Origin of the sequence: Anaerocolumna sp. AGMB13025 (assembly GCF_029689925.1) — a bacterium.
GTDB lineage: Bacteria > Bacillota > Clostridia > Lachnospirales > Lachnospiraceae > Anaerocolumna.
The window spans coordinates 4,926,903-4,951,409 of sequence record NZ_CP121445.1 but is presented as its reverse complement, the minus strand read 5'-3'; the positions used below and the strand labels follow the sequence as shown (position 1 = coordinate 4,951,409).

Annotated in this window: 23 protein-coding genes; 17 read left to right on the top strand and 6 right to left on the bottom strand. The window is 38.0% G+C overall.

Going from position 1 to position 24,507, the window contains the following annotated elements:
• Positions 1–162: 162 nt before the first annotated feature.
• Positions 163–576, top strand: coding sequence for a hypothetical protein (locus QA584_RS20525; RefSeq protein WP_278270972.1), 414 nt, complete (start codon positions 163–165; stop codon positions 574–576).
• Between the two features lie 16 nt (positions 577–592).
• Positions 593–751, top strand: a complete 159-nt coding sequence (locus QA584_RS20520; RefSeq protein WP_278270971.1) for a hypothetical protein — start codon at positions 593–595, stop codon at positions 749–751.
• Between the two features lie 3 nt (positions 752–754).
• Here QA584_RS20520 and QA584_RS20515 read toward each other — a convergent pair whose 3' ends face one another.
• Entirely contained in the window at positions 755–1,327 is a 573-nt protein-coding gene (locus QA584_RS20515) for a chromate transporter (protein WP_278270970.1), read from the bottom strand.
• Between the two features lies 1 nt (position 1,328).
• Complete coding sequence (locus QA584_RS20510) at positions 1,329–1,901, bottom strand: chromate transporter (RefSeq protein ID WP_278270969.1); 573 nt, start codon at positions 1,899–1,901, stop codon at positions 1,329–1,331.
• Positions 1,902–2,168: 267 nt separating this feature from the next.
• Between QA584_RS20510 and QA584_RS20505 the strand changes: the two genes are divergently transcribed.
• Together QA584_RS20505 and QA584_RS20500 are read left to right on the top strand one after the other, a co-directional pair.
• Positions 2,169–3,050 carry a LysR family transcriptional regulator gene (locus QA584_RS20505; RefSeq protein WP_331487692.1) on the top strand — a complete coding sequence of 294 codons (882 nt, stop codon included), beginning with the start codon at positions 2,169–2,171 and terminating at the stop codon, positions 3,048–3,050.
• Positions 3,047–3,634 carry a DJ-1/PfpI family protein gene (locus tag QA584_RS20500; RefSeq protein WP_278270967.1) on the top strand — a complete coding sequence of 196 codons (588 nt, stop codon included), beginning with the start codon at positions 3,047–3,049 and terminating at the stop codon, positions 3,632–3,634. Before QA584_RS20505 ends, QA584_RS20500 begins: the two co-directional genes overlap by 4 nt.
• Before the next feature lie 369 nt (positions 3,635–4,003).
• Here QA584_RS20500 and QA584_RS20495 read toward each other — a convergent pair whose 3' ends face one another.
• On the bottom strand, positions 4,004–4,780 hold the full coding sequence (locus QA584_RS20495) for a MerR family transcriptional regulator (protein WP_278270966.1): 777 nt from the start codon (positions 4,778–4,780) through the stop codon (positions 4,004–4,006).
• 440 nt (positions 4,781–5,220) lie between these two features.
• Here QA584_RS20495 and QA584_RS20490 point away from each other — a divergent pair, with 440 nt between their 5' ends.
• On the top strand, positions 5,221–6,549 hold the full coding sequence (locus QA584_RS20490; protein WP_278270965.1) for an MATE family efflux transporter: 1,329 nt from the start codon (positions 5,221–5,223) through the stop codon (positions 6,547–6,549).
• 217 nt (positions 6,550–6,766) lie between these two features.
• Here QA584_RS20490 and QA584_RS20485 read toward each other — a convergent pair whose 3' ends face one another.
• A complete protein-coding gene (locus tag QA584_RS20485; RefSeq protein ID WP_278270964.1) occupies positions 6,767–8,521 on the bottom strand; it encodes a M3 family oligoendopeptidase in 1,755 nt (584 codons plus the stop codon).
• A gap of 952 nt (positions 8,522–9,473) precedes the next feature.
• On the opposite strand from QA584_RS20485, the gene QA584_RS20480 reads away from it, so the two are divergent.
• The gene (locus QA584_RS20480; RefSeq protein WP_278270963.1) at positions 9,474–10,760 is read left to right on the top strand and encodes a M23 family metallopeptidase; all 1,287 of its coding nucleotides are present in this window, start codon (positions 9,474–9,476) and stop codon (positions 10,758–10,760) included.
• 191 nt (positions 10,761–10,951) lie between these two features.
• Positions 10,952–11,296, top strand: a complete 345-nt coding sequence (locus QA584_RS20475) for a hypothetical protein (RefSeq protein ID WP_278270962.1) — start codon at positions 10,952–10,954, stop codon at positions 11,294–11,296.
• Between the two features lie 117 nt (positions 11,297–11,413).
• On the opposite strand, the gene QA584_RS20470 is transcribed toward QA584_RS20475, so the two are convergent.
• Complete coding sequence (locus tag QA584_RS20470) at positions 11,414–11,980, bottom strand: hydrolase (protein ID WP_278270961.1); 567 nt, start codon at positions 11,978–11,980, stop codon at positions 11,414–11,416.
• 30 nt (positions 11,981–12,010) lie between these two features.
• Positions 12,011–12,232: a hypothetical protein gene (locus QA584_RS20465; RefSeq protein ID WP_278270960.1), complete on the bottom strand. Its 222-nt coding sequence runs from the start codon at positions 12,230–12,232 to the stop codon at positions 12,011–12,013.
• Between the two features lie 63 nt (positions 12,233–12,295).
• On the opposite strand from QA584_RS20465, the gene QA584_RS20460 reads away from it, so the two are divergent.
• The 10 genes from QA584_RS20460 (at position 12,296) to QA584_RS20415 (ending at position 24,489) form a co-directional block, all read left to right on the top strand.
• Positions 12,296–13,057 carry a serine hydrolase gene (locus QA584_RS20460; protein ID WP_278270959.1) on the top strand — a complete coding sequence of 254 codons (762 nt, stop codon included), beginning with the start codon at positions 12,296–12,298 and terminating at the stop codon, positions 13,055–13,057.
• A gap of 225 nt (positions 13,058–13,282) precedes the next feature.
• Positions 13,283–14,365, top strand: coding sequence for a dipeptide epimerase (locus tag QA584_RS20455; protein ID WP_278270958.1), 1,083 nt, complete (start codon positions 13,283–13,285; stop codon positions 14,363–14,365).
• Between the two features lie 399 nt (positions 14,366–14,764).
• Positions 14,765–16,654: a peptide ABC transporter substrate-binding protein gene (locus QA584_RS20450; protein WP_278270957.1), complete on the top strand. Its 1,890-nt coding sequence runs from the start codon at positions 14,765–14,767 to the stop codon at positions 16,652–16,654.
• Between the two features lie 301 nt (positions 16,655–16,955).
• On the top strand, positions 16,956–17,897 hold the full coding sequence (locus tag QA584_RS20445; protein WP_278270956.1) for an ABC transporter permease: 942 nt from the start codon (positions 16,956–16,958) through the stop codon (positions 17,895–17,897).
• On the top strand, positions 17,897–18,889 hold the full coding sequence (locus QA584_RS20440) for an ABC transporter permease (protein WP_331487691.1): 993 nt from the start codon (positions 17,897–17,899) through the stop codon (positions 18,887–18,889). Before QA584_RS20445 ends, QA584_RS20440 begins: the two co-directional genes overlap by 1 nt.
• 15 nt (positions 18,890–18,904) lie before the next feature.
• Complete coding sequence (locus QA584_RS20435; protein WP_278270955.1) at positions 18,905–19,945, top strand: ABC transporter ATP-binding protein; 1,041 nt, start codon at positions 18,905–18,907, stop codon at positions 19,943–19,945.
• On the top strand, positions 19,942–20,883 hold the full coding sequence (locus QA584_RS20430) for an ATP-binding cassette domain-containing protein (protein ID WP_278270954.1): 942 nt from the start codon (positions 19,942–19,944) through the stop codon (positions 20,881–20,883). Before QA584_RS20435 ends, QA584_RS20430 begins: the two co-directional genes overlap by 4 nt.
• Before the next feature lie 566 nt (positions 20,884–21,449).
• Entirely contained in the window at positions 21,450–22,235 is a 786-nt protein-coding gene (locus QA584_RS20425; RefSeq protein WP_278270953.1) for a serine hydrolase, read from the top strand.
• Positions 22,236–22,462: 227 nt separating this feature from the next.
• The gene (locus tag QA584_RS20420; protein WP_278270952.1) at positions 22,463–23,284 is read left to right on the top strand and encodes a C40 family peptidase; all 822 of its coding nucleotides are present in this window, start codon (positions 22,463–22,465) and stop codon (positions 23,282–23,284) included.
• A gap of 209 nt (positions 23,285–23,493) precedes the next feature.
• Positions 23,494–24,489, top strand: a complete 996-nt coding sequence (locus QA584_RS20415; protein WP_278270951.1) for a dipeptidase — start codon at positions 23,494–23,496, stop codon at positions 24,487–24,489.
• The last annotated feature ends 18 nt before the right edge of the window (positions 24,490–24,507 follow it).

Below are 24,507 nucleotides of genomic sequence, written 5' to 3'. Positions count from 1 at the left end.
GTCAATATGGGAGGTTTAAGAAATGAGATTACAGAGGTAATTGGAATTCATGATCTTATATCATACTTAGTATTGAGTACAGAATGCGGGATTCCACATTGAAAAGTGGATATGCTTATGTGTATTTCATTTAATAAATGATCTGCATAAGGGAGGGTGAATATGGAGTTTTTAAAATTCTTAAAGACGGGTTTCTTGATAGTTATTTATTTTGTCTTGATTGCGGTTCTTATTCTCATTGATAAGATTCCTTCTGAACGTGTTAAGAGTACGGTTACTATTATCGTATGCGTTATGTTTTGTTTCCATTGGTTATGGGAGCTGTATCATGATTTTAAGGATAAAAGGTTTATTACGAATAAGTTTATTCTTATTGCTGATTTTGTGACTATAGCTGCATTCGGTGTTTTGAGCCTAGCTGTATTGATTAGCTATGATAAAACGGATATTGATGTTTTATGGATGCGGTATCGTATTGTTTCAAAGGCTGGCATGATACTGACTCTCATGGAAGGACTTAAATTGTTTTTAAAGAGTAAACGGTTTATTAAGATGAAAGAGCAGGAACAGGAGTAAAGAAGGAGGATTTTTTATGGATAAAAAGAAGAAGGGTTTCGTGTATATAATCTGTTTTTTAACGGGAGTGATTTTTGGTTTTCTTCTTGCACCCATTAAGCAGGGTATCGGTAATAATTGTGGGAACAATAGTTATTATTACAAGGATGTTCCCAAGGAAGAAAAGAAGGCATAAAAGTTATAGTACTCTTTGTACGGCATAGATGATAAGGCCAAGGAGCCCTGAGCCAAACATTACATAAATTGGGTTAGCTTTATATTTTCTTATTACGTAGAGACTTATAGCAAACAGGAATAGGGATATTATATTAAGATCAGACGGCTTCAATGTAATTCCTTTATTGCCCCAGAAGGTAAGGATTAGGATTGAGATTCCAGCCGAGGCGATGAGGGCTGTTACGGCTGGGCGTAATCCGTTAAGGATACCCTGTACAAGCTGCAGATTCCTGAATTTTCTGTATAGATAACCCAGTAATAAGACAATAATACTGGAAGGAAGTACACAGCCGAAGGTGGCTGCTATGGCGCCTGGCATGCCGCCGACTTGCATGCCTACGAAGGTGGACGCATTGATTGCTATGGGACCGGGGCACATTCCGGATATTGTTATCATATCCGTATATTCAGTCATAGTCATCCATTTATTGAGTTCCACCACCTGATTTTGGATGAGGGGCAGAGCGGCGTAACCGCCGCCGATACTAAAGAGACCAATTTGAAAGAAGCTTATGATTAGTTTTAAATAGATCATCTTATTCCTCCTTCCCTTTTATTTTTCTTAAGGTTATGTTGAGTAAAGCGCCGGTCATGCCGCAGGCAAGAATGGTGATTACGACATTTATTTTGATAAAGTAAGTGATTAAGAATGCGGCAATCATTAAAAGAATGGATATAACCTCTTTCTCTTTTACAATAGAACTGCCCATAGATAGTATTACATCAGTCAAAACAGCGGCAATTCCCGCTTGCAGACCTTTTAAGAGTGCATTAATATAGGGATTGTCACAAAATGCACTATAAAAAGAGGAAAGGGCTGATAATATAATAAATGGCGGCAGAACAGTGCCTAAAAGGGAAAATAATACTCCTATCAAACCGGCCATATGATAGCCCATTAGGATAGAAACATTAACTGCAATGGCACCGGGTGAGGACTGGGCAATTGCAATTAGATTTATCATTTCTTCCTCGCTGATCCATTTTAAATCCATAACAAATTTTTTCTTCATTAATGGTACGATGACATATCCCCCTCCAAAGGTAATGGAACTGAGGATAAACGTGGAGGTAAATAACTTTAAGTACAAGTTCCATTTCTCCTTCATGGTGTCTTCCTTTCTGTTCATGACTATAAAACAATAGTTGTCATACGATAGTTGTCATACGATGGTTGTCAAAAGAATCGTATTGTATTGCTGAATCTATAATTATTTTGTTATATAATGTACGTTATAGAAGTTTATAATTAAAATTACCAATCTATTTGATATAGATACCTTACATTTGCTGTTGAAATAATTGCTGCGTGTCTGTTAGGGTTTAATGATAGTATTGATTTTAATTGCGAAAGGAATACCATGACTCTTAAACATATGAAAATTTTTGTGACGGTCTGTCAGTGTAATAGTGTGACGGCCGCAGCGGATAAGCTTTTTATTGCACAGCCATCGGTAAGTCTTGCAATCCGGGAACTGGAAGATTATTATGGCATCAAGCTTTTTGACAGAATATCCAGAAAATTATATATTACGGAGGCCGGTAAAAAGGTTCTGGATTATGCTGTTCATATTGTATCCCTCTTTGATATTATGGAAAAAGAGATGCGAAATTGGGATACCATTGGAATCCTTCGAATTGGGTCCAGCATAACCATCGGGAATTTTCTGCTAACGGATTATATAAAACTTTTTCGTGAAAACCACCCTTTTATGAAGGTTCAGGTTATTATTGAAAATTCTGTAGATATTGAGAAACGGATTATGACAAATGATATTGATTTCGGATTGATTGAAGGTATTACCCATAACTCGCAGATTAAGAGTGAAACGTTTATGGAAGATGAACTGGTGTTAATCTGCGGGCCTGCCCACCCATTATCCATAGCAGGTCAAGCGGATATCACTTCCTTGCCTTCTTATGATTTTATTATGAGGGAAAAAGGAAGCGGGGGGCGGGAACTGTTTGAAAGTTCCATGCTGCTTCATGGTATTGAGATTAAGCCGGTCTGGGAAAGTGTGAGTACCAGAGCTATTGTAAAGGCAGTAAGTGAAGGACTAGGACTGTCGGTTCTGCCTTATCAGCTAATCAAACAGGATTTAGAGGAGGGGAAAGTCATCCATGTTAAAGTGGAAGGACTGACACTAAAGAGGTTTTATTCCTTTATCTATCATAAAAATAAAATGCATACAAAATCCGCTAAGGATTTTATGGAACTGTGTAAAAATTGTAATATAAGATATAAGGGGGAACAATGAATATTAATATTATTTTATTTCAGGATTTTGAAACCCTGGATGTATTTGGACCTGTTGAGATTTTTGGCAAGCTGCCCGAGTATACGTTACACTATTATTCCTTACAAGGCGGCATTATAATAAGCAGGCAGGGGACCCAGGTGGTAACCGAACAGCTTCCTGCAGAAGATATCGATGGAATCGTTTTGATACCGGGAGGACAAGGGACCAGGACATTGGTTTCTGATGAGACATTTATAAACCAATTAAAAATCATAGCTGAAAAATCCCAGTACTGTTTAACTGTTTGTACCGGCTCTGCACTTTTAGCAAAAACCGGGCTGCTAAAAAATAAAAGAGCCACTACCAACAAAAAAGCCTTCAACTGGGTTATGTCCCAGGGCTTGGAGGTGATCTGGCTAAAAAAAGCCAGATGGGTAAGGGACGGCAAGTTTTACACTTCCTCCGGGGTATCGGCCGGGATGGATATGTCACTAGGTTTTATAGCCGATCATTTTGGGCTTGAAAAGGCGAAGGAAATAGCATCAAATATTGAATACATATGGAATTCCGACCAGGAGACAGATCCCTTTGCTTTGGAATAATTAAAAATATTTAAATTAAGGGACTGATGTAAATTAAGACAAATTCTTTGATTCCGGACGAATTCAGTTTATAAAATGTCTCTACTTTGCAAAAGTCCCTTAAATATGACTACGTATACAAATTAATTATATTACTCAAACTTCGGTGCGGCTAAGAAACTTAATAACACTTGATAAATTCAGCCCTAAAGCTAAATTGAAAGCATGAGTATGCTATGTTTCATAAGCGCAATATTCTAAGTCTGATCATTCACTTATGACTTTTTCAGGTGGGTTCAGACTCAAAATGCACACTGTTTGACGAGCATAGTGAGGAACATAGCATAATCAATGCTTTCTTAATCATCTACCTTGCTGATTTTATCAAGTCTATTGTTTTTCATTATAGCTGGTACCAGTATAAATTAGAATGGCATCTCTTAAAAATTTGGCTGTACCGGGTTGTTCCTTATCATAATATGCTGTAAAACGCTCATCGTCCACATACATCTGCGCAATACCTGCATGTGCCTCTTTGGAATAATTGTCCCAGTAATAGCAAAGCCATCTGCGGTGGAGATCGGCAGCTTCTTGTGCCAGTTCTCCTGCCGGGTCACCGGTTTTAAAGGCAGCCTTTAGTTTTTCTGTGACTGCTTCTGCAAGGTTAGTTACTTCCTCATACTGTTCCTGTGTCATATTCTTAAATTTCTGGTTGGAGTTTTCTATTGTATCGTCACCATATTTTTCGCGGATTTCTCTTCCATATTTCTTTTCATTCTCATCCAGCATGGTCTGTTTAAAGCCTTCAAATTTTTCTTTATCGGACATAATTGTTCTCCCTTCGGTTACGGCCAACGTCTTTTCTACGTTAGCAATTAATTGGTTTAGTTGTTCTCTTTTTTCAAGAAGCTTTTCATGGTGTTCCTGTAAGGCTTTTAGCCCGTTAAAGGAAGGAGCGGTCACAATATCCCTTATACTATCCAGACTGACTCCCAGTTCACGAAAGAAAAGGATCTGCTGTAACCGGTCAACTTCTTTCGTGCCATATATCCGGTAGCCGGATGAATTTATTCTGGCAGGCTTTAAAAGTCCTATTTCATCATAATACCGGAGGGTCCTTGTACTAACGCCTGCCAGTTTGCCTAATTTCTGTACTGTATATTCCATAATCACCTCGATCTGCCGCTTAAACGGCTATCCTAAATTAGAATGTGGAAAGCTGTAAATTGTTTTGCATAACCATCCTGCTTTTGATTAAATATTTGATTAAAGTATTACCCTTTTATAGACGCGCGCTTTCTATTTACAGGTTAACTATTTAGTCAACATTTTAATCGGATTGCTTCTTGCAGATTTCATGATAAACGATTACGCTGCGTTAATGTCAATAACTTTTTTGAAATAAATACTAGAAAAATTTTGGGAAAAAATTTTGAGAAAATTTTTCATGTACTTTTAGAAATTAAATTAAATTATTTATACAATATAAAACATTGCCTTGAAAAATTCATTATGTTATGATACAAAACATATACTTAAAATCCATGGGTTAAGCAAGACATAAAACAGGTCATCCAGGAACTAAGGACAACCAAGGAGTAGAGAGCATGTTCACAAATAAACAACTATATAAATTAATTATCCCGCTTATCATCGAGCAGATACTGGCTGTTACCGTCGGAATGGTTGATATCATAATGGTTGCAAAAGCAGGAGAGGTAGCTGTATCCGGAGTATCTTTAGTAGATACCCTTAATATACTATTAATTACAATATTTTCTTCTCTGGCCACAGGCGGAGCTGTTGTGGCGGCACAATACCTTGGTCATAAGGAAAATGAGAATGCCTGTCTGGCAGCCAGACAGTTAATGTTGATATCGACTATTATTGCTCTATTTATTATGACAATTTCCTTGATTGCCAATTATCATATATTAAAATTAATATACGGTAATATTGATGCAGAAGTTATGAAGAATGCTAAGATATACTTTTACTTCACTTCATTATCTTTTCCCTTTTTGGCAATTTATAATTCCTGTGCCGCACTTTTCAGGGTTATGGGTAATTCCAAGATTTCAATGTTTGCATCTTTAATAATGAACATAATCAATATGGTTGGAAGTGCTACTATGGTATCGGTTTTTCATATGGGGGTCATGGGGGTTTCCATAGCAGCTTTGACGGCAAGAATATCAGCGGCCATGATTATGCTTTTCCTGATTCGCAATAAAAACAACCCCATCCATATCGATACAATCTTACGGCTGGGGTTTAATCTGCCAATGGTAAAGCGGATCCTACATATCGGAGTCCCCAATGGTCTGGAAAACAGCATCTTTCAAATCGGCAAGATATTAGTCCAGGGATTAACCGCCAGTTTTGGTACAGTAGCGATAACTGCCAACGCAGTAGCTAACAACATTGCCGGACTTGAAATTATTCCAGGTTCCGCTATCGGTCTTGCCATGATTACAGTAGTCGGACAGTGCGTAGGTGCCCGTGATTATGATCAGGCTAAGAAATATGCTGTGAAATTATTAAAACTTACTTACCTCATTATGATTATTCTAAATATTGTGGTTATCTTATTTCGGTATCCTATTGTGAGTATCTATAATTTGTCTCCGGAAACCACCTCACTCGCTCTGCAGTTAATTATCTATCACAGCATATGCAGCAGCATTATCTGGCCGGGTTCCTTTACACTGCCCAATGCTATAAGAGCGGCTAATGATGTTAAATATACTATGGTTATTTCCATTATATCCATGTGGGTTTGGCGGATTGGCTTTAGCTATATTCTGGCGAAAGTGATAGGGTTAGGAGTTCTGGGAGTTTGGATTGCTATGACCATTGACTGGCTGTTCCGTATGATATGTTTTACTATACGGTTTATCAGCGGCAAATGGAAGCTTCATGCCCTTATTCATTAACTAAAGGGAAAGAGAGCAAACGATACGTTAATAAAAACACCGTTTTGTATATAGAAGCTCTGGCTTCTGCTAAACTGAACGGTGTTTTTTATTCTCCTGAGTTTATTCTCCTGAGTTTTGTTCTCCTTTGTTATATTCTTCTCAGTTAAATGCAACTAGGTTATTTCTTACTATTCTCATTCTTTTCTAAATGAAAGAAAATTATTAGCTGTAAGCCTTATTTTGTTAATTCTAAGAACAAATCAATGGAATCGGATACGGTCTTAAGGCTTTGTCTCCAGAACTCAGGGGTGGTCAGATCAATCTTTGCCATTAAAGCGACATCTTCTACGGAGCAGACGGTCGTAGCCTTTAAAAGTGCGCGGTATTTAGGTACAAAAGCTGCCCCCTCCGACTGATACTGGGCATATAAGCCTCTTGCAAATAAACCGCCGAAGGCATAGGGGAAATTATAAAAATTCAGGGAATCGCGGTAATAGTGACTTTTGCAAACCCACATAAAGGGATGAAGCTGAGAGTGATCAAGTCCATCTCCATAAGCCTGTTTCTGGGTATCTAACATAATCTGTTCCAAATCCGAAGCAAATAAAAAGGAATCTTTTCGCTTTTCAAATACTGCACTCTCAAACAAAAACCTGGAATAGATATCACAGATAATCTGGGTAACATCCTGCAGCTGGCTTTCTAACAGTGCTAATTTTTCCTGGCCGTCGGATTCTTTAATGGCAGCATTCATAATTACTGTTTCATTAAAGGTAGAGGCAGTCTCTGCTACCGGCATAGAATAATCCCAGTTTAAGGGTTGATGTTCCTGAATGTTAAGACCATGATAAGCATGTCCTAATTCATGTGCCAGAGTAACCACATCGCTTAGGGTACCATCGAAATTGGTTAATATACGGCTTTCTTTTACATAGGGAAGATTATCGCAGAAGGCACCGCCTACTTTACCGGGATGTGGATAGAAGTCAATCCATTCCATGTCAAAAGCTTCTTCAATCATATCTGCCAAGTCATCAGCAAAACCGCGAAAGTGCTTTACCAGATATGTTTTTGCTTCCTCGGTGGTAAAGGTTCTGCTGGTTTCACCCATTGGTGCAAACAGATCATACCAGGGGAGTCCGTTTTTATGACCAAGGAGTTCGGCTTTTCTTCTAAGATAAGCATGGAATTTGGGTAAATATTCATCAATTGCCGTAAACATAGCGTCCAGGGTTTCCTGCTTCATTTTGGACTGGATCAGGGTCATTGACAGGGCAGATTTATGACCTCTTAATTCTACTATGGTATTTACCTGGGATTTTAAATTGTTTAAGGAAAAAGCAACGGCATCCTTGATTTTATCGTAAGAAGCCAGTTCTGCTTCATATGCACGTTTCCTCACGTCGGAATCAGTACTGTAAGCTAAATTACGGATGCCGGAGAGGGTGGTTTTTTCGCCGTTATAATCTACTTTAAGGGTGGAGGTTAGGTACTGCTGCATCATTGACCAGCCGGAACCGGCAGACAGATTCAGTTTTGCTATAACTTCTTCTACTTCATCGCTTAAAGCATAATCTGCATCTTTTTTGATTTCTTCAAAGAAATATCTGTAACCTTTTAGCTTTTCATTTGTCTCAAGAAGTTGGTCCAGTTTATCCGCTTTTGCAAAATACTTCTTAATTATAGCCATCTCTTTTGATAATTTACTTTCCAGTTCTTCAATTTTGCCAAGTAGGGCGGTTGTTTCACTGTCGGTAGTATTGGTTGACTGACGTAACAAAACATAGGAACTCAATTTAGCAATTAGTACATTATATTCCTCAAGATAGGTAATGAGAGCAGGTATTGCAGTCTCTTCGTCGTACTCGTCCAGCTTAGCCGTATACCCTTTTATTGTCTGTATTATTTCATTGATTTTCTTTAAGTCAGTTTGAAAGGCTTCATCCTGATAGCTCTTATAAAGTATGTCCAGTGACCATTCTGTATTCATGTTAACCTCTTTCTCAGGGATATGTTTTTTATGGAAGCTTTTTTATATCCCTTCTATTTATTTATGCCTCCGATTTATTTCCTATAATTCTATTATAGCATATTTTCCCAGAATAGAAAGGTTGTTTTTGGGTTTGTCGAAGAGTTAAGGGATAGAGCTTGGGGGGGACGCTTTGCTTTTGAGGTATTGAGAACACTAGGAGGGGGAGTGGTTTCTTTTGTATTTAGAGAAAGAACCACGTTGTTCTAATGTTTTTGCATTTACTTAGGACATCACTGAAAAACAGGAACTCGCCATGTGGTTTGCAGGTTGTTTCAGCAGTTAGTTATGGGCTCATGGCTCAAACAGCCTGTTATTCAGTGATTGGCGTAAATGCAAAAACATAAGAACAAGGGTGGTTCTTTCTAATAAATACAAAAGAAACCACTCCCCCTCCTAGTGTTCCGGAAGTTTGTTAGGCAAAGCTGATATTGGTGGTGAAAGTACTTTGCATCTTTGGTGATTTAAAACAATAAATAAAACTAACAAAACTAATAATTCTTATAATTCTAAAAATATGAAAGAGTAAATTGAACTTGATAAAATCAGCTTCAAAACCTAAATTTGAAAGTATTGCTTGTAATCTCATTCAGAAGCGCTTTATTATGAGTCTGAAAATTCACTTATGACATTTTTATGCGGTTTAGAGTGAAAAGGCACACTGTTTGACGAGCTTTGCTCGGAGTTTGTGCCTTTTCACTCTGCTTTACCGCAGAAAAAAGTCATTAGTGAATTCAGACTCAGAATACTAAGCTTCTGAACGAGATTACAAGCAATACTTTCATCACAACCATAAAAGCTGATTTTATCAAGTTCCCAATACAAATTCCCAATACAAGTCCCCACAATTATATGTACTAGGAAAATACATTAAAACATAATATTATACCATAGTTTGTAAGTGAGGGTATTCATGTTAAAAAGGGTCAATTTAAAATACGCAGTATTGAGTGAACTGATATTATTATTTCTGTTAGGTTCTTATTTCATTTATGGAAATTATAAAGAAAAAATCATAGACGCATTTTTCCCTAATTCGGATACAGCGAATTACATAAAATGGGTGGATTTTGATGTTTGCTCCTCTGCAATGGGGAAGGCATATGAATATGATGTTGCATCACAGACAAAAGAAGTGAAATTAAACTGGATTGAACTTTTGGCTTATCTTGGGACCAGGTATGGAGGGGATTTTTCCAGGTATAAGGAGAAGGACATAAATGAACTGGTACGTAAGCTAGATAGTAAGGAAGCGACAATGAGTTCCCTTACGGAGGGGTTAAAATATTATAATTACTACTATCAGGCTTACAGTGCGGTACTTGGTGGATTTGTTGGGGAATATGAGATTCAGGTACCAAGTGAAGAGAATCCTGAGGAAAAAGTTTGGGTTAAAAAGTATGGGCTTAAGGCTTTTCTGCCTATTGCAAAGTTTTTCCCTTATAGTGATTATGATGATTTTGGTGTATCCAGGAGTTACGGATATAAGAGAAGACATCTGGGGCATGACATGATGGGGCAGGTGGGAACACCGGTGGTAGCTGTGGAATCGGGTTACGTGGAAGCCCTGGGATGGAACCAGTATGGGGGCTGGCGGATTGGAATCAGGAGTTTTGACGGAAAACGGTATTATTACTATGCTCATTTGAGAAAAAATTTCCCTTATAATAAATCTCTTGCAGAAGGCAGCATCGTACAGGCCGGAGATGTGATCGGGTATCTTGGCAGGACTGGTTATAGTGCCAATGAAAATGTCAATAACATTGACACACCTCATTTACATTTTGGTATGCAGCTTATATTTGATGAATCCCAGAAAGAGGGAGTAAATGAAATCTGGATTGACTGTTACGACATTATCAGATTCTTATACCAGAACCGCTCGGAGACGGTTAAGAATGCAGAGACAAAGGAATGGGGACGTATCTACGAAATAAAGGACCCTTCTGTGGAGTTGTATCTCCAGAATAAAGATAAAAATCTAAATAACATTCCAAAGCATAATACTGATGAAACACCTCAGGGCGGAGAATCAGGCGGCGAGAAGGGAAACAACCAAGAAAGTAATAACCCAAATAGTAATAACTCAAATAGTAACCAAGATAATAGTAACCAAGATAATAATAACCAAAATGAAAATAACCAAGATAAAAATAACCAAAATAATAATAACCAAGATAAAAATAAAATCCAGGACTAAAATAAGAATGCCGGAAATAACCAAGACATCAATCGGCCGGAGTATTGAAACAAGTAACCTTAATAATCCCTGGCTAAACATAATAAGGTAGTCAAGATATATACAGGAGAAATATAACAATTGTTAAAAAGTAAAAGTGACATTAATATAGGTCTACTGATAAGTATCAAAATAAGATGGAGGGTAAGCAGATGAGAAAGGAAACCGGAGGCAGAATTCCTCAAGTCGAAATTCCTGTAAATTGGGAAGCAGAAAAAAATGAGCAGAAAAGCGTTGATGCCGGTCATTCGCCCTGGAAGCTGGACCCAATCTTTGTAACGCAGGTATTTGCCAGTTTATTAATTTCGCCAGAAGGAATTGAGGGCGATTATCCGATTGCTTATGAGGATATCATTTTAATAAAGAACAACGGAGAAATAGCTATAGCGGAAATAAAAGATGATAAAACCATAGTAAGCCGTGTTTACTTAAAACGGCTGATAAGGCAGGATTCTACTGGAATCTGGACTGTCATTGGTTATGATCCAATTAAGTAAAAGATAAGTGGGGACTGTCAAAAAATTAATGAATGAGAATTACCTGAGGGAGAAGAAGTCGATAATAGCCAGGTACTATCATTCATAAATTTACGGCAGTCCCATAAAATTTCAATATTATATTTCCATCTCTGGAAGCAGACTTCTCATAGCTTGTATTGTTTTGTCAATTAGTTCCTTAATATCCCAGCCTAACATATCGGCACCATTATTGATTACTTCTCTGGAACATCCGGCGGCAAAATTAGTAGTTTTATATTTTTTCATGACGGATTTAACCTCAAGATCTGATACACTTTTAGAAGGACGCATAATAGCCACCGCACCAATTAAACCTGTTAATTCATCAACAGCATAGAGGATCTTTTCCATAAATAATTCTGGTTTGATATTCACGGTGATTCCATAACCGTGACTTGCGGTTGCTCTTATAATACCTTCCTCCAAATCCAATTCTTTCATTAATGCCTGTCCTTTGATACAATGTTCCTCAGGATAAAGTTCAAAATCCAGATCATGGAGCATACCAACGACTCTCCAGTAGTCTATTTTGGTATTATCATACTCCCTGGCAAAATAACCCATAACTCCGGAGACGATTTTCCCATGTTTTAGGTGGAACTCCTCCTTATTGAACCTTTTTAATAACTCATAAGCTTCTTCAACAGTTGGGACATAACTCATGTGATTCCTCCTTACTATGCTTTTGTTTTATCAAAAACTTGCTATGTTTTGTTCCATATCATATATCCTTCTTACAATATTGTCAACTGCATTGGGAAATAATTGCATATCATCTGCATTGGGAAATAACTGCATATCATTGGAGTAACGCAGAAAGCCAGGTGCGATCGTTCGCTGAGTCTCAAAAAAGTATTGACATAAAAGATGGTATTTACTATAATAAGTAACTATAATAAACGAGGGAGTAGTCATGGGATTACTCCCATTTTTATATAAACCGGCAATGTATTATATAAGATGAAAGAGGTAATACCCGTGAAGGAAACTATTTTAGAACAATTAAAATCATTTGAAGGAGAAGTCAGTTTTTATTACAAAAACCTGATAACAGGAGAGACCTTAGGGTTTCGGCAAAATATTCCGTTAGAGGCAGCAAGCGTGATAAAAATCCCGGTTTTAGTAGAAGCATTTTCCAGAATAGAAGTCGGGACTCTGGATAAAAACGGTATGATATCAATCAAAAAGGAAGATAAACTACCCTCCTGCGGTGCCTTATCGTATATGCATGATGGACTTATGGTAACCTTTGAGGATCTATACACTTTAATGATTATATTAAGCGATAATACCGCAACGAATCTGTTGATTAAATATCTGGGAATGGAACAGATCAATTCCACACTGGGAAAACTTGGCCTTAAAAATACAAAAATAAATCGTTTATTATTTGATTCAAAACAATCGGCCCTGGGGGTCCAAAATTATATATCTGCCTATGATATAGGTTCTTTGTTTGAAAAGATGTATTTCGGTGAATTGATTTCTCCGGAGTCCTCTTTGGAAATGCTCCGAATTTTAAAAAACCAAAGATTAAATGGAAAAATACCGTTTCATATTCATGGCAAAATGGAAGTGGCCCATAAGACCGGCGAGGATGACGGTATTACTCATGATGTAGGAATCGTATATGCACCTCAGCCTTTTGTGGTCTGTTTCTGTGGCAATCAGGTAGAGGTTCCTGCCTTTGAACGGTTGATGCAGGATATCACCGCCTCTCTGGTACAGTTACAGTCATAAGAACAGAAGCTTGTACATAATATGAAGTAATAGTAGGATTCTTTCCTGACCAATAAATGGATTTAGTGTGAAATCAAAAGACATTTCACACCCTGATTTGAGGCAGTGCCACATCTGCGAGCAGATGCGGCATGCAATGGGAGCTAGTATGAGTGAATAAACAGCAAGGATATACAGGATTTGATCTTTTATAAAACAGCAGATTGGCAGACTGGAGTTTAAATTATGATTATAAAAAATATTGAAGTCGGAGAAATCTTCATACCTTTGGCCAGACCATTTAAAACAGCTCTAAGGACAGTTAATAATGTGGAGGATATAATTATTAAGGTCGAAACGGAGACGGGACTCACAGGATTTGGGGAGGCACCTCCTACTGCAGTAATAACCGGTGATACCAAAGGTTCTATTATAACGGCCGTAAAAGATTTTATAACCCCTGCTTTAATGGGTATGGAACTAGATAATCTGGATGGTATTTTCCGCAAGCTAAATTCCTGCATGGTTAAGAATACCTCTGCCAAAGCCGCGGTTGATATGGCTATTTACGACTTGTATGCCAAACAGCATAACACACCTCTTTATAAAATGCTGGGAGGCAATACGAATCAGGTGGAGACTGATCTTACAATCAGTGTCAATTCCATACCGGAAATGGTAGCCGATAGTCTGGATGCAGTAAAAGGAGGCTATCGGATATTAAAAATAAAGGTCGGCAAAGAAGGCATAAAAGACTTGGAACGTATTACAGAAATCCGTAAAGCGATTGGTCCTGATATTAAAATCAGAGTGGATGCCAATCAGGGCTGGACGGCCAAACAATCGGTACAGATTATCCGTGCTATGGAGGATAAGGGACTTGATATCGAACTGGTAGAACAACCGGTACCGGCACATGATTTTAAAGGCATGCAGTTTGTGACCAGTCAGGTGGCAACCCCTATTCTGGCAGACGAAAGTGTATTCTCAGCAGAAGATGCCATTACGCTTATCCAAAACGGAGCTGCGGATCTGATTAATATTAAGCTTATGAAAACCGGTGGCATTTATAATGCCTTAAAGATTTGTGATATTGCTGAAATCTACGGGGTAGAGTGCATGATTGGATGCATGCTTGAAGGTAAGCTATCCGTCAGTGCGGCGGCTCATCTGGCAGCGGCTAAGGGAATAATTACAAGAGCAGATTTAGACGGTCCGTCTCTGTGTAAAACAGACCCTTTTACAGGTGGACCGGTATATGCGGAAAATATGATTTATATGAATGAAACTCCGGGAATTGGAATTGAAAAGACTCCCTGTTTCTTATAATAGTTATCTATTTTCGTCTATAAGACTTGAATCAGTGGGCAGGATAAGGTATACTTAATTATGTTTTATTGCATACAAGTATTCGAATTATATTTTGGGGATACTGTCATGAAATAAAGAAATAAAACAAAAAACAAGATTCATACATTATTTGAGCCGAAAGGAAAAAACGACGTAGGAGGGCATGCGGCATTGGCATGTTTGAAAGATTCGGAGAGAGAAAATAGTTCAATGTCTAATATACCTTTTCACTTTGCTGCGTTAATATTTTATCATACTTAACTAAATGCTTTTTCCAGGGTATCTCAAGCTGGAAGGATTCGAACAAATATCAAATTACACAAAATTTATACAAAAGCGATAGCTTTATTTTATTATAGATAAAAGAGGAGGAAGTTTATGAAGAAAAAACTAATAGCATTAGCAGTAGGACTGACTTTAACCGCATCAATCTTTTCCGGCTGCGGCAAAAAAGGCGGAGCAGATGGTGATTCCGTTTACAGGAAACTTTATTCCAGCGAAGTTACCACAATGAACTATCTGGTAACCGGTAATGAAAATGAATTTACCATTGGTGCCAACGTTGTTGATACCCTGGTGGAATATGACAATTTAGGTCAGATAAAACCATCCCTTGCAGAATCCTGGGAGATGAGTGATGACGGTCTTACCTATACCTTTAAAATACGTCAGGGTCAGAAATGGTATGATTACGAGGGCAATGAAATGGGTGATGTAACTGCCAATGACTTTGTAAGTGCTGCAAAATACATATTAACACCTGCTTATGAAAGTGCGACTGCACAGAATTATTTCGGAATCATTAAAAATGCGGATGAATATTATAACAGCCAGGTTAAAGATGACCCGGAAACCGAAGAAGTAGAAGGCAATAACCTGAATATAGATTTTTCGGAAGTAGGAGTGAAAGCCTTAGATGATTATACCTTACAATACACCTTGGTTAATCCTACTCCCTACTTCTTATCTTCATTAACTTATGTTTGTTATATGCCGGCTTATGGTCCCCTGTTAGAGCAGCTGGGAGCAGATTATGGTACGGATAATACTAAGATGTACTATAACGGAGCATATCTTTTGAGTGAATTTGCTCCCCAGGAAAAACATGTTTATAAAAAGAATACACATTACTGGGATGCGGATAAAGTTTACATAAAAGAAATTGATGAAACCTATAACTCAGAAGCAACCACCCTTGCCCCGATTATGGCAGAGAACAATGAAATTGATTATGCAGAAATCGGTGCAGATATCGCAAATGACTGGTTATCCGACTCCAAACGTTCCTCCATGGTAAGCAAGACCCGTATAAAAACTTCTTATTCCTATTTTTACACCTTCAATTTCGATCCTCAGTTCGATGCCGAATACGAACCGGATAACTGGAAGCTTGCGGTCAATAATGAAAACTTCCGTCAGTCTTTAAAAGCAGGATTAGACCGTGTTAAAGCTCTTACCATCAGTGAACCGCAGGATCCGAAAGCCCGTCTGAATAACACCATTAACCCGTCAAGCTTTGTTGACCTTAACGGTAAGGACTATACGGAATTTGGAGATTTAAAAGCGATTACGGAAAAAGACAGCTTTGACGAAGCAGCAGCAAAATCATATAAAGATAAAGCCATGGAAGAATTAAAGGCAGAAGGCGTAACCTTCCCGGTTAAGGTATTAATGCCTTACAACCCGACTACAACGAACTGGGATAAAGAATGTGTAGTTGTAGAACAGCAGTTAGAAGCATTACTTGGAAAAGATTATATTGATATTATTGTAGAAGCAGGTCCTGGTACCGACTTCTTATCCCAGGTACGCCGAGTTGGTAAATACGCGTTCATGTTATGTAACTGGGGCGCTGACTATGCAGATCCTCAGACCTGGACAGATCCTTTTACTGCAGAAAACTCCTATAACTTTATGGACAAAGCCATGAACAATGGAGATGGTGTTGCTGATACGGTGAAAGAATATTATTCTTTGGTCGATGCAGCGAAAGCAATTCCAATTGATATTAATGCAAGATATGAAGCCTTTGCCAAGGCCGAAGCTTATTTAATACAGCATGCTCTGGTAGTACCGTATGCCATCAGCAGCACATATTATGTGGTGGATAAGAAAAATGTTTTTGAAGGAGAATATGCTCCCTTTGGTGTTTCATTATTACGTTATAAAGGACAGCATCTGTTAGAGAAACCGATGTCTATGGATGACTTTAATAAAGCACAGGCTGACTGGAAAGCCGCCCGTGAGAAACTTGCCACTCAAAAATAATATAGCAGAATAGAGTATTTATCTATTTATTCAATGTTGAGGTTGTCCCATAAGGTGGTTTCAACCACCTTGGGATAGCCTCTTTACTCTGTTAAGCAATGGGATTGACAGTGATAACAGTATTTCAATCATATTGTCTAGCAGAGTAGTAATTTAATAAAGATTCATTAGAGTATATTCAAACAGGATTGAAAAACAGAAGTTGAAAAACAGAAGTTGATAAGTTCACTCCAATATACTAACCGTAAAGTAAAATACTATTTAGATGGAACGAATCAAGAAAATAAAAAGGAGCTGTACAATGATAAAATATCTTGCAAAAAGATTAGCCCGGTCTGTTATAACTTTAATAATTATTATATCTATTGTATTTATATTGCTTCGATTAATGCCCATTGAAGGTTATTTCCAGAACTTTGACAAGCTGACGAAGGAACAGATCCATACAGGCATTGTTAATATGGAATTGGACAAACCTATATTCCTCCAACTGAAAAACTTCTTTGTACAATTATTACACGGAGATTTGGGAGTATCGAGAATTTACCGCGCTAATGTTCCCATAACAAAGATATTAGCCAGTAAAGTACCAATCTCTTTAACCCTTGGCGGGATTTCATTAATATTATCTTTGGGCTTTGGGATACCGCTTGGTACCTTAATGGCAAGGTCTAAGGGAAGGTTCTGGGACAAGTTTGGAACCGCATTTATCGTGTTTATTCAGGCAGTGCCTGCCGCAGTCTACTATTTATTCATTCAAGTATTCGGACACCAATACTTAGGGTTTTCCATCCTCTTTGATAAGGATAATGCAGCGACCTGGATATTGCCGGTTATCTCTTTATCCTTAGGTAATATTGCATATTATTCCATGTGGCTCCGTCGTTATATGGTGGATGAAAGTAATAAAGATTATGTGAAACTGGCTATTGCAAAAGGGGTGTCCAGTAAAGATATTATGATGAAGCATGTCTTTAGAAATGCCTTTGTTCCCATGATTCAATATCTGCCAAGTTCCTTTTTAAATACCATTGTAGGTTCTATCTATGTAGAGTCTTTATACAGTGTTCCCGGTATGGGGGGACTTTTAGTAGATGTAGTTAAACGGCAGGACAACACCATGGTACAAGCCATAGTAGTTTTATTTGCCTGCGTTGGAATATTAGGTTTGATTCTTGGCGATATCTTAATGACTATAATTGATCCCCGAATCAGTTTTAATAAAAAGGGAGGTGCCCGCTAGTGACTATCTTAGGACATAAATCCGTTAAATTAGAAAATAGCATAACCGAATCAGCAAAAGGGGCACAAAATGAACTTTTTGAATTTGCAGAGTATGATGAAAAATTTGCTGAAAAAGCTGGATATTCCAATTATTCCTACTGGAAAAGCACCATTCAGGCCTTTTTACATAATAAGACTGCTGTAATTTTACTGGGAGTAGTTTTCTTTATTTTATTATTTACCTGTATCCAGCCCTTTCTGCCGGGTCAGATTAATCCGAACCTTGTAAATAATGATACAAGCGGCATGCAGATCAGCAACCACAAGCCTGATGGAACCTTCTGGTTTGGTACTAATTCCATCGGACAGGATTTATGGAGCCGTGTCTGGGCAGGAACCAGAACCTCTATTACGATTGGCTTTATTGTTGCTTTAATTGAAGCGGCCGTAGGTATAACCATAGGTGTGTTATGGGGATATGTAAGAAAACTTGACTTTATTTTTACTGAAGTTTATAACGTACTGGATAATATTCCTTCCACCATCGTTTTGATTTTATTTTCCTATGTCATGAAACCAAGTGTAATAAGTTTGATTATCGGTATGAGTTTAACCCGCTGGATTGGTATGGCAAGATTTATCCGTAATCAGATTCTTATGATCCGTGACCGTGACTATAATCTGGCTTCCAGATGTCTTGGCACCCCCACAGGCAGAATCGTATACCGTAATCTATTACCTTACCTGGTATCCGTAATTATGCTTCGGATGGCTTTAGCGATTCCGGAAGCAATCGGAAGCGAAGTATTCATAACTTATATCGGTTTAGGATTGCCGGTAGATATCCCAAGTCTTGGTAACCTGATTACCGCCGGCCGTAACCTCTTGGCAAGTGCTGCTCTGCGTTACCAGTTGATTTTCCCCACGGTAGTATTATCCATTGTAACCATATCATTTTATATTATCGGAAATGCATTTGCAGATGCGGCGGATCCGAAAAATCACGTATAGGAGGCTCAAACGATTATGGAAAAAGAAATAGCATTATCCGTTAAGAATCTGAATGTGAAGTTTAATCTCCGCGGTAAAGTACTTCATGCAATCCGTGATATATCTCTGGAGGTTTATAAAGGAGAAAGTTTAGCCATAGTTGGGGAGTCCGGTTCCGGAAAATCAGTATTTACAAAAACCTTTATGGGATTACTGGACAAAAACGGGTTTATCGAATCCGGTGAAATATTATATAAAGACAAAAATCTGGCAGAATTTAAAACCGAAAAAGACTGGAAAGCCATACGTGGCTGTGAAATAGCCATGGTTTTACAAGATCCTATGACCAGTTTAAATCCTTTAAAGACCATAGGTGCCCAAATCGGGGAGGCTATCGAATTGCATCAGGGGCTAAAGGGGGAGGAATTAAAGAAAGCTGTCCTTGAAATATTAGAAGATGTGGGTATTACAGATACAGAACGCAGGTATAAGCAGTACCCCCATGAGTTTTCCGGTGGTATGAGACAGAGAGTTGTAATTGCAATTGCAATAGCCTGCAGACCGAAAACCTTAATCTGTGACGAGCCGACAACTGCCCTGGATGTTACTATTCAGGCTCAGATTCTGGAACTGCTTAAAAGTTTAAAGGAGAAATATCAGTTAACTACCATATATATAACCCACGACTTAGGAGTGGTAGCCAATGTGGCAGACCGGATCGCAGTAATGTATGCCGGTGATATTGTGGAAATCGGCACCTGTGAAGAAGTATTTTATAATTCCAGACATCCGTATACCTGGGCCTTGCTATCCTCATTGCCCCAGTTAGGAGTTAAGGGAGAAGATTTATATACCATTAAGGGTACTCCCCCCAATCTCTTTCAAACCATAAAAGGGGATGCCTATGCGCCGAGAAATCCCAAAGCCTTAAAGATTGATTTTGAAGAAAGACCTCCGTACTTCGAGGTGAGCCCTACCCATAAGGTACGTTCCTGGTTAATGGATCCTAGAGCTCCCAAAGTAGATCCTCCGGAACATATCAAAAAACTTCGCAGCCAGGGAGGGATTTACAGATGACAGAGAAAACAAATAGAAAAAAGCTGCTGGAAGTCAAAAATTTAAGAGTCAGCTTTGGTGAGCACAAGCATAAAACCGTAGTGGTAAATGATGTAAGCTTTGACATCTATAAAGGAGAAACCTTTGGTCTGGTTGGAGAATCAGGCTCTGGTAAAACCACCATCGGGCGGGCGGTGATCCGTATCAACCCTACCATGAGCGGTGAAATTATCTATGACGGAAAAAAGATTAACGGAACTATTTCAAAAGAGCTTGACAGGGAAGTGACCCAGAAAATCCAGATGATATTCCAGGACCCCATGGCCTCCTTAAATGAAAGAGCCAAGGTTGATTATATCGTATCAGAAGGGCTTTATAATACAAAACAAAAGTACACCAAAGAAGAAAAAAAGAGTATGGTTGAAAAGGCTCTGCAGGATGTTGGGCTTTTGCCGGAATTTGCCAGCCGTTTTCCCCATGAGTTCTCAGGAGGTCAGAGACAGCGTATTGGAATTGCCAGAGCATTAATTATGCAGCCGGAATTTATTATAGCGGATGAACCGATATCAGCCCTGGATGTATCCATACGTGCCCAGGTGTTAAATCTATTATCTGATTTACAGAAGAAAAGGGACCTGACCTATCTTTTTGTTGCCCACGATCTGTCGGTTATGCGGTTTATTGCGGACCGTATTGCTGTTATCCATAAAGGTGTACTTGTGGAATTGGGAGAAACGGAAAAACTCTATAACCATCCGCTTCACCCCTATACCCAGGCATTATTATCCGCAATCCCCATGCCGGACCCTGTTGCAGAAAAAAAGAAAGTACTTAAGGTCTATGATCCGTCTGTTCATGATTATTCTGTACATAAGCCAAGCTGGGTGGAGGTAGAAGAAAATCACTTTGTACTGTGTAATGAGGCAGAACTTCAGAAATATAAAAAACAGATAGAATAGTGATATTATTATCAGAGTGACCCTAAGGTAAATTAAATATCACTTATGCAATGAATGAAACGGACAATATCGGCAGAATTTAACTGACTGCTGATACAGTCCGTTTTGTTGAAATAAGTTAAAAAGCAGAAAAATAATAGAATTGACAATGACGCAGAACATGAAGTAGTAAAATTTTTGACTATTTATTAAGCAAATATAGGGTTGAAAAAGATAAGCGTGTCTTTAGTAATTTTTATGATATACTTGATTAAAAATATTATTGTAGTAATATTTGTCTTAGTATGACGAAGTAAGGAAATAAAAAGTAAGGAAATAAAAAGTAAGGAAATTAAAAGTAAGGGTATTAAAGTAAGAAAATTAAAGTAAAGGAAATTAAAGTAAGAAAATCGAAGTAAGAAAATTAAAGTAAAGGAATTAAAATAAAGGAATTAAGTAAGGAAATTAAAGTTAGATAATAAAATTAGGAAATGTAATAATAATAAAGAAAAAGAGTATTATTACAGTACTAAGAAGCAAAATCAGAAGACTTAAATGCAGTATATTTACATAACAGAGGAGGATAAATGGAGAGAAAGGAATTAGTTGAACGAATAGAAAAGGAAATATCAGAAGCCCAGGCAGATATAGCCCTTCTGGTTGAAGACTTAATTTCTGGCGAAGTCTTAATCTCCTACAAGGAGGAGCTAAAGGTTGTATCAGCCAGTATAATTAAATTGCCTATTATGGTTACTGCCTTGGAGCAAATACAAAAAGGCAGTTTTAACAGAGATTCACTTATTACAGTGTTAGATTCCGGAATTCTAAGGGATACGGAAGTTTTTGAATACGGCGGGGGGCAATACACCTTAGATGAACTCCTGGTCTGGATGATAATTAATAGTGATAATACAGCAACAAATTGCCTGATTGACATATTGACAAAGGAAGAGATTAACCGGACCCTAAAAAGATTATCTCTTCAGAATACGAAACTGGAACGGTATATGCTGGATTTTGAAGCCGTAAAACAAGGCTATAATAATTACACCTCCGCGCAGGATATAGGAATCCTCTATAAAGCCTTATATCATAAGACCATTCTGACACCGGAATTATGTGACTACGCTATAAGTATCTTATTGCGACAACGCGATAAGCAGAATTCCCTGCGTTATATTACAGAGGAGGTGAAAGCTGCCCATAAAACAGGTGGTTTGGATTTCTTAGATCATGATGCGGGTATCTTTTACCTAAAGGGAGCACATTACTATTTTGGAGCTTTTGTCTGGAATGCTCCGGATGACAGATATGGAAAGCAATGGATTGGTAGGGTCTCAAAAGCAGTCTATGAATATTACAGGCAGAGATAGTATTAAATAATACAAGACAGGGTTACCAGGGTGCATTTTAAACAAAATTCAGAATAATATTATATAGATCAAAACACATCAAAGCATCACCAAAATAGTAACAAAGTATTTTATAAAGCCGTTAAATTTTTGGGCAATGAATTTGTTTTAAGATAGCAATAAAAGTATAAGGAATAAATTAATAATTTATTTTATAAATAGGTTTAATTAGAAAGGCGAAGCTTGCAATGAATTATGCACTGATTAATCACACCCTTGGTTTTTTAATGAAAGAACCAGACTGGGACAGCGAACTATCGGATGAAGATTTCTATGGAATGAAAGTCGAAATTATATCCCAACCGTCTGAGGAATGGTTTGAAGTAAAGACACACTATGGATATACGGGATTTGTACATATGTCACAGCTTCTCTTCGATGAGGAAAAGCTGAAAATCTGGGATACGGTTAGTAAAAAAGTGGTATTACAGCCTTTTGCAGATATCTTGTCCTTACCCAAAGTACAGGGTCACCATGTAATCAGCCTGGTAAAAGGCGGTCTTGTCAGTGTACTTGAGGAGGCCGATGAAAATGGCTGGGTAAAGGTTTTGCTATGTGACGGCAGAACGGGTTATATTAAAGAGAAATTTCTTGGTACCTATTACACGGCTTACTCTCTGGAAATGGAAGAGAAGCTTCGAAGTGATATTGTAAATACTGCAATTACCTATCTTGGTACACAGTACCGCTGGGGAGGTAAAAGCCCATTGGGAATTGACTGCTCCGGTTTATGTTCGGTAGCTTATATGCTAAATGGTGTAATCATTTACCGGGATGCTGATATAAAAGAGGAGTTCCCAATTCATGAAATTGAATATGCATGTATGAAACCCGCAGATATGCTGTTCTTTCCAGGTCATGTTGCCATGTATATCGGTGATGGCAAATACATTCATTCTACCGCAAAAAATGGCAGCGATGGCGTAGTTATCAACAGTTTAAATCCGAAGGATGAGGATTATAGAGACGATTTGGTTCAAAAAATGAAAGCAATTGGAAGTCTGTTTTAACAAGTTATATAATTAATTCATGTCCAGGAGCATACAGATGGGATAAGTCCTTCCTTGATTTGGTGGGAGGAATTGAACTTGCAATAGGAAAGGGGTATAAGGTTGAAAGAAAATAAAAGAGTAGAAAGGATGCCACATTATGATTCTTTCAACCAGTTATATTTGTGGCAGTATCGCAAGTAAACTTGCGATATGCAATGGGTGTAAAAATGAAAGTAGCAGATATGCACTGTGACACCATATCAGAGATTTTTTATGGTTTACGGGACGGAAAAGATATGGGTCTGGCGAAGAATGATTTACAGCTTGACCTGGAACGAATGGCAAAGGGAGACTATCTGATCCAGAATTTTGCCATGTTCGTAAGTATAAAAAACTATGCTGATCCATTAGAACATTGTCTTAAGTTAATTGATCTATTTTATCAGGAACTGGATCGAAACAAGGATAAAATTGCCTTGGCCTTAAATTATAATGATATTATAGAAAATCAGAAGTCAAACAGAATGTCCGCTATGTTAACCATCGAAGAAGGCGGTGTTACGAAATGTGATTTGGCCCACTTAAGGAATTTTTACCGTTTGGGAGTCAGAATGTTAACCCTGACCTGGAATTATGAGAATGGTATCGGATATCCGAATTTTAAATTAATAGAAGGAGAAAAACCGGATTTCCATATACCGAATACCAAAGAAGGACTTACGGAGTTTGGTTTCTCTTTTATAGAGGAAATGGAACAGTTAGGAATGATTATCGATGTTTCCCACTTATCCGACGGGGGCTTTTATGATGTGCTTAACCATACTAAAAAACCGTTCGTGGCTAGTCATTCCAATGCAAGAGGAGTATGTAACCATGTCAGGAATTTATCCGATGATATGATTCGCAAGCTGGCTGCACGAGGCGGTGTTATGGGGATGAATTATTGTCCCAGTTTCCTAGAGGATGTAGAAAATGAGAGTGATGCAGTCGGTACAATTAGTAAAATTGTGGAGCATATTAAATATATTACCAAAATAGGCGGGTATGAGTGCGTTGGACTAGGTTCGGATTATGATGGTATTCCCGTTCACAAGGAAATGCCGGACCCGTCTTATTTACCTCAGTTAGCGGAGGCGTTGGAAAAAGAGGGATATAAAAACCATGAAATAGAAGCAATTTTTTATAAGAATGTACTGCGGGTATATAAAGATGTGCTAAAATAAAAGGAAATATATACGCAA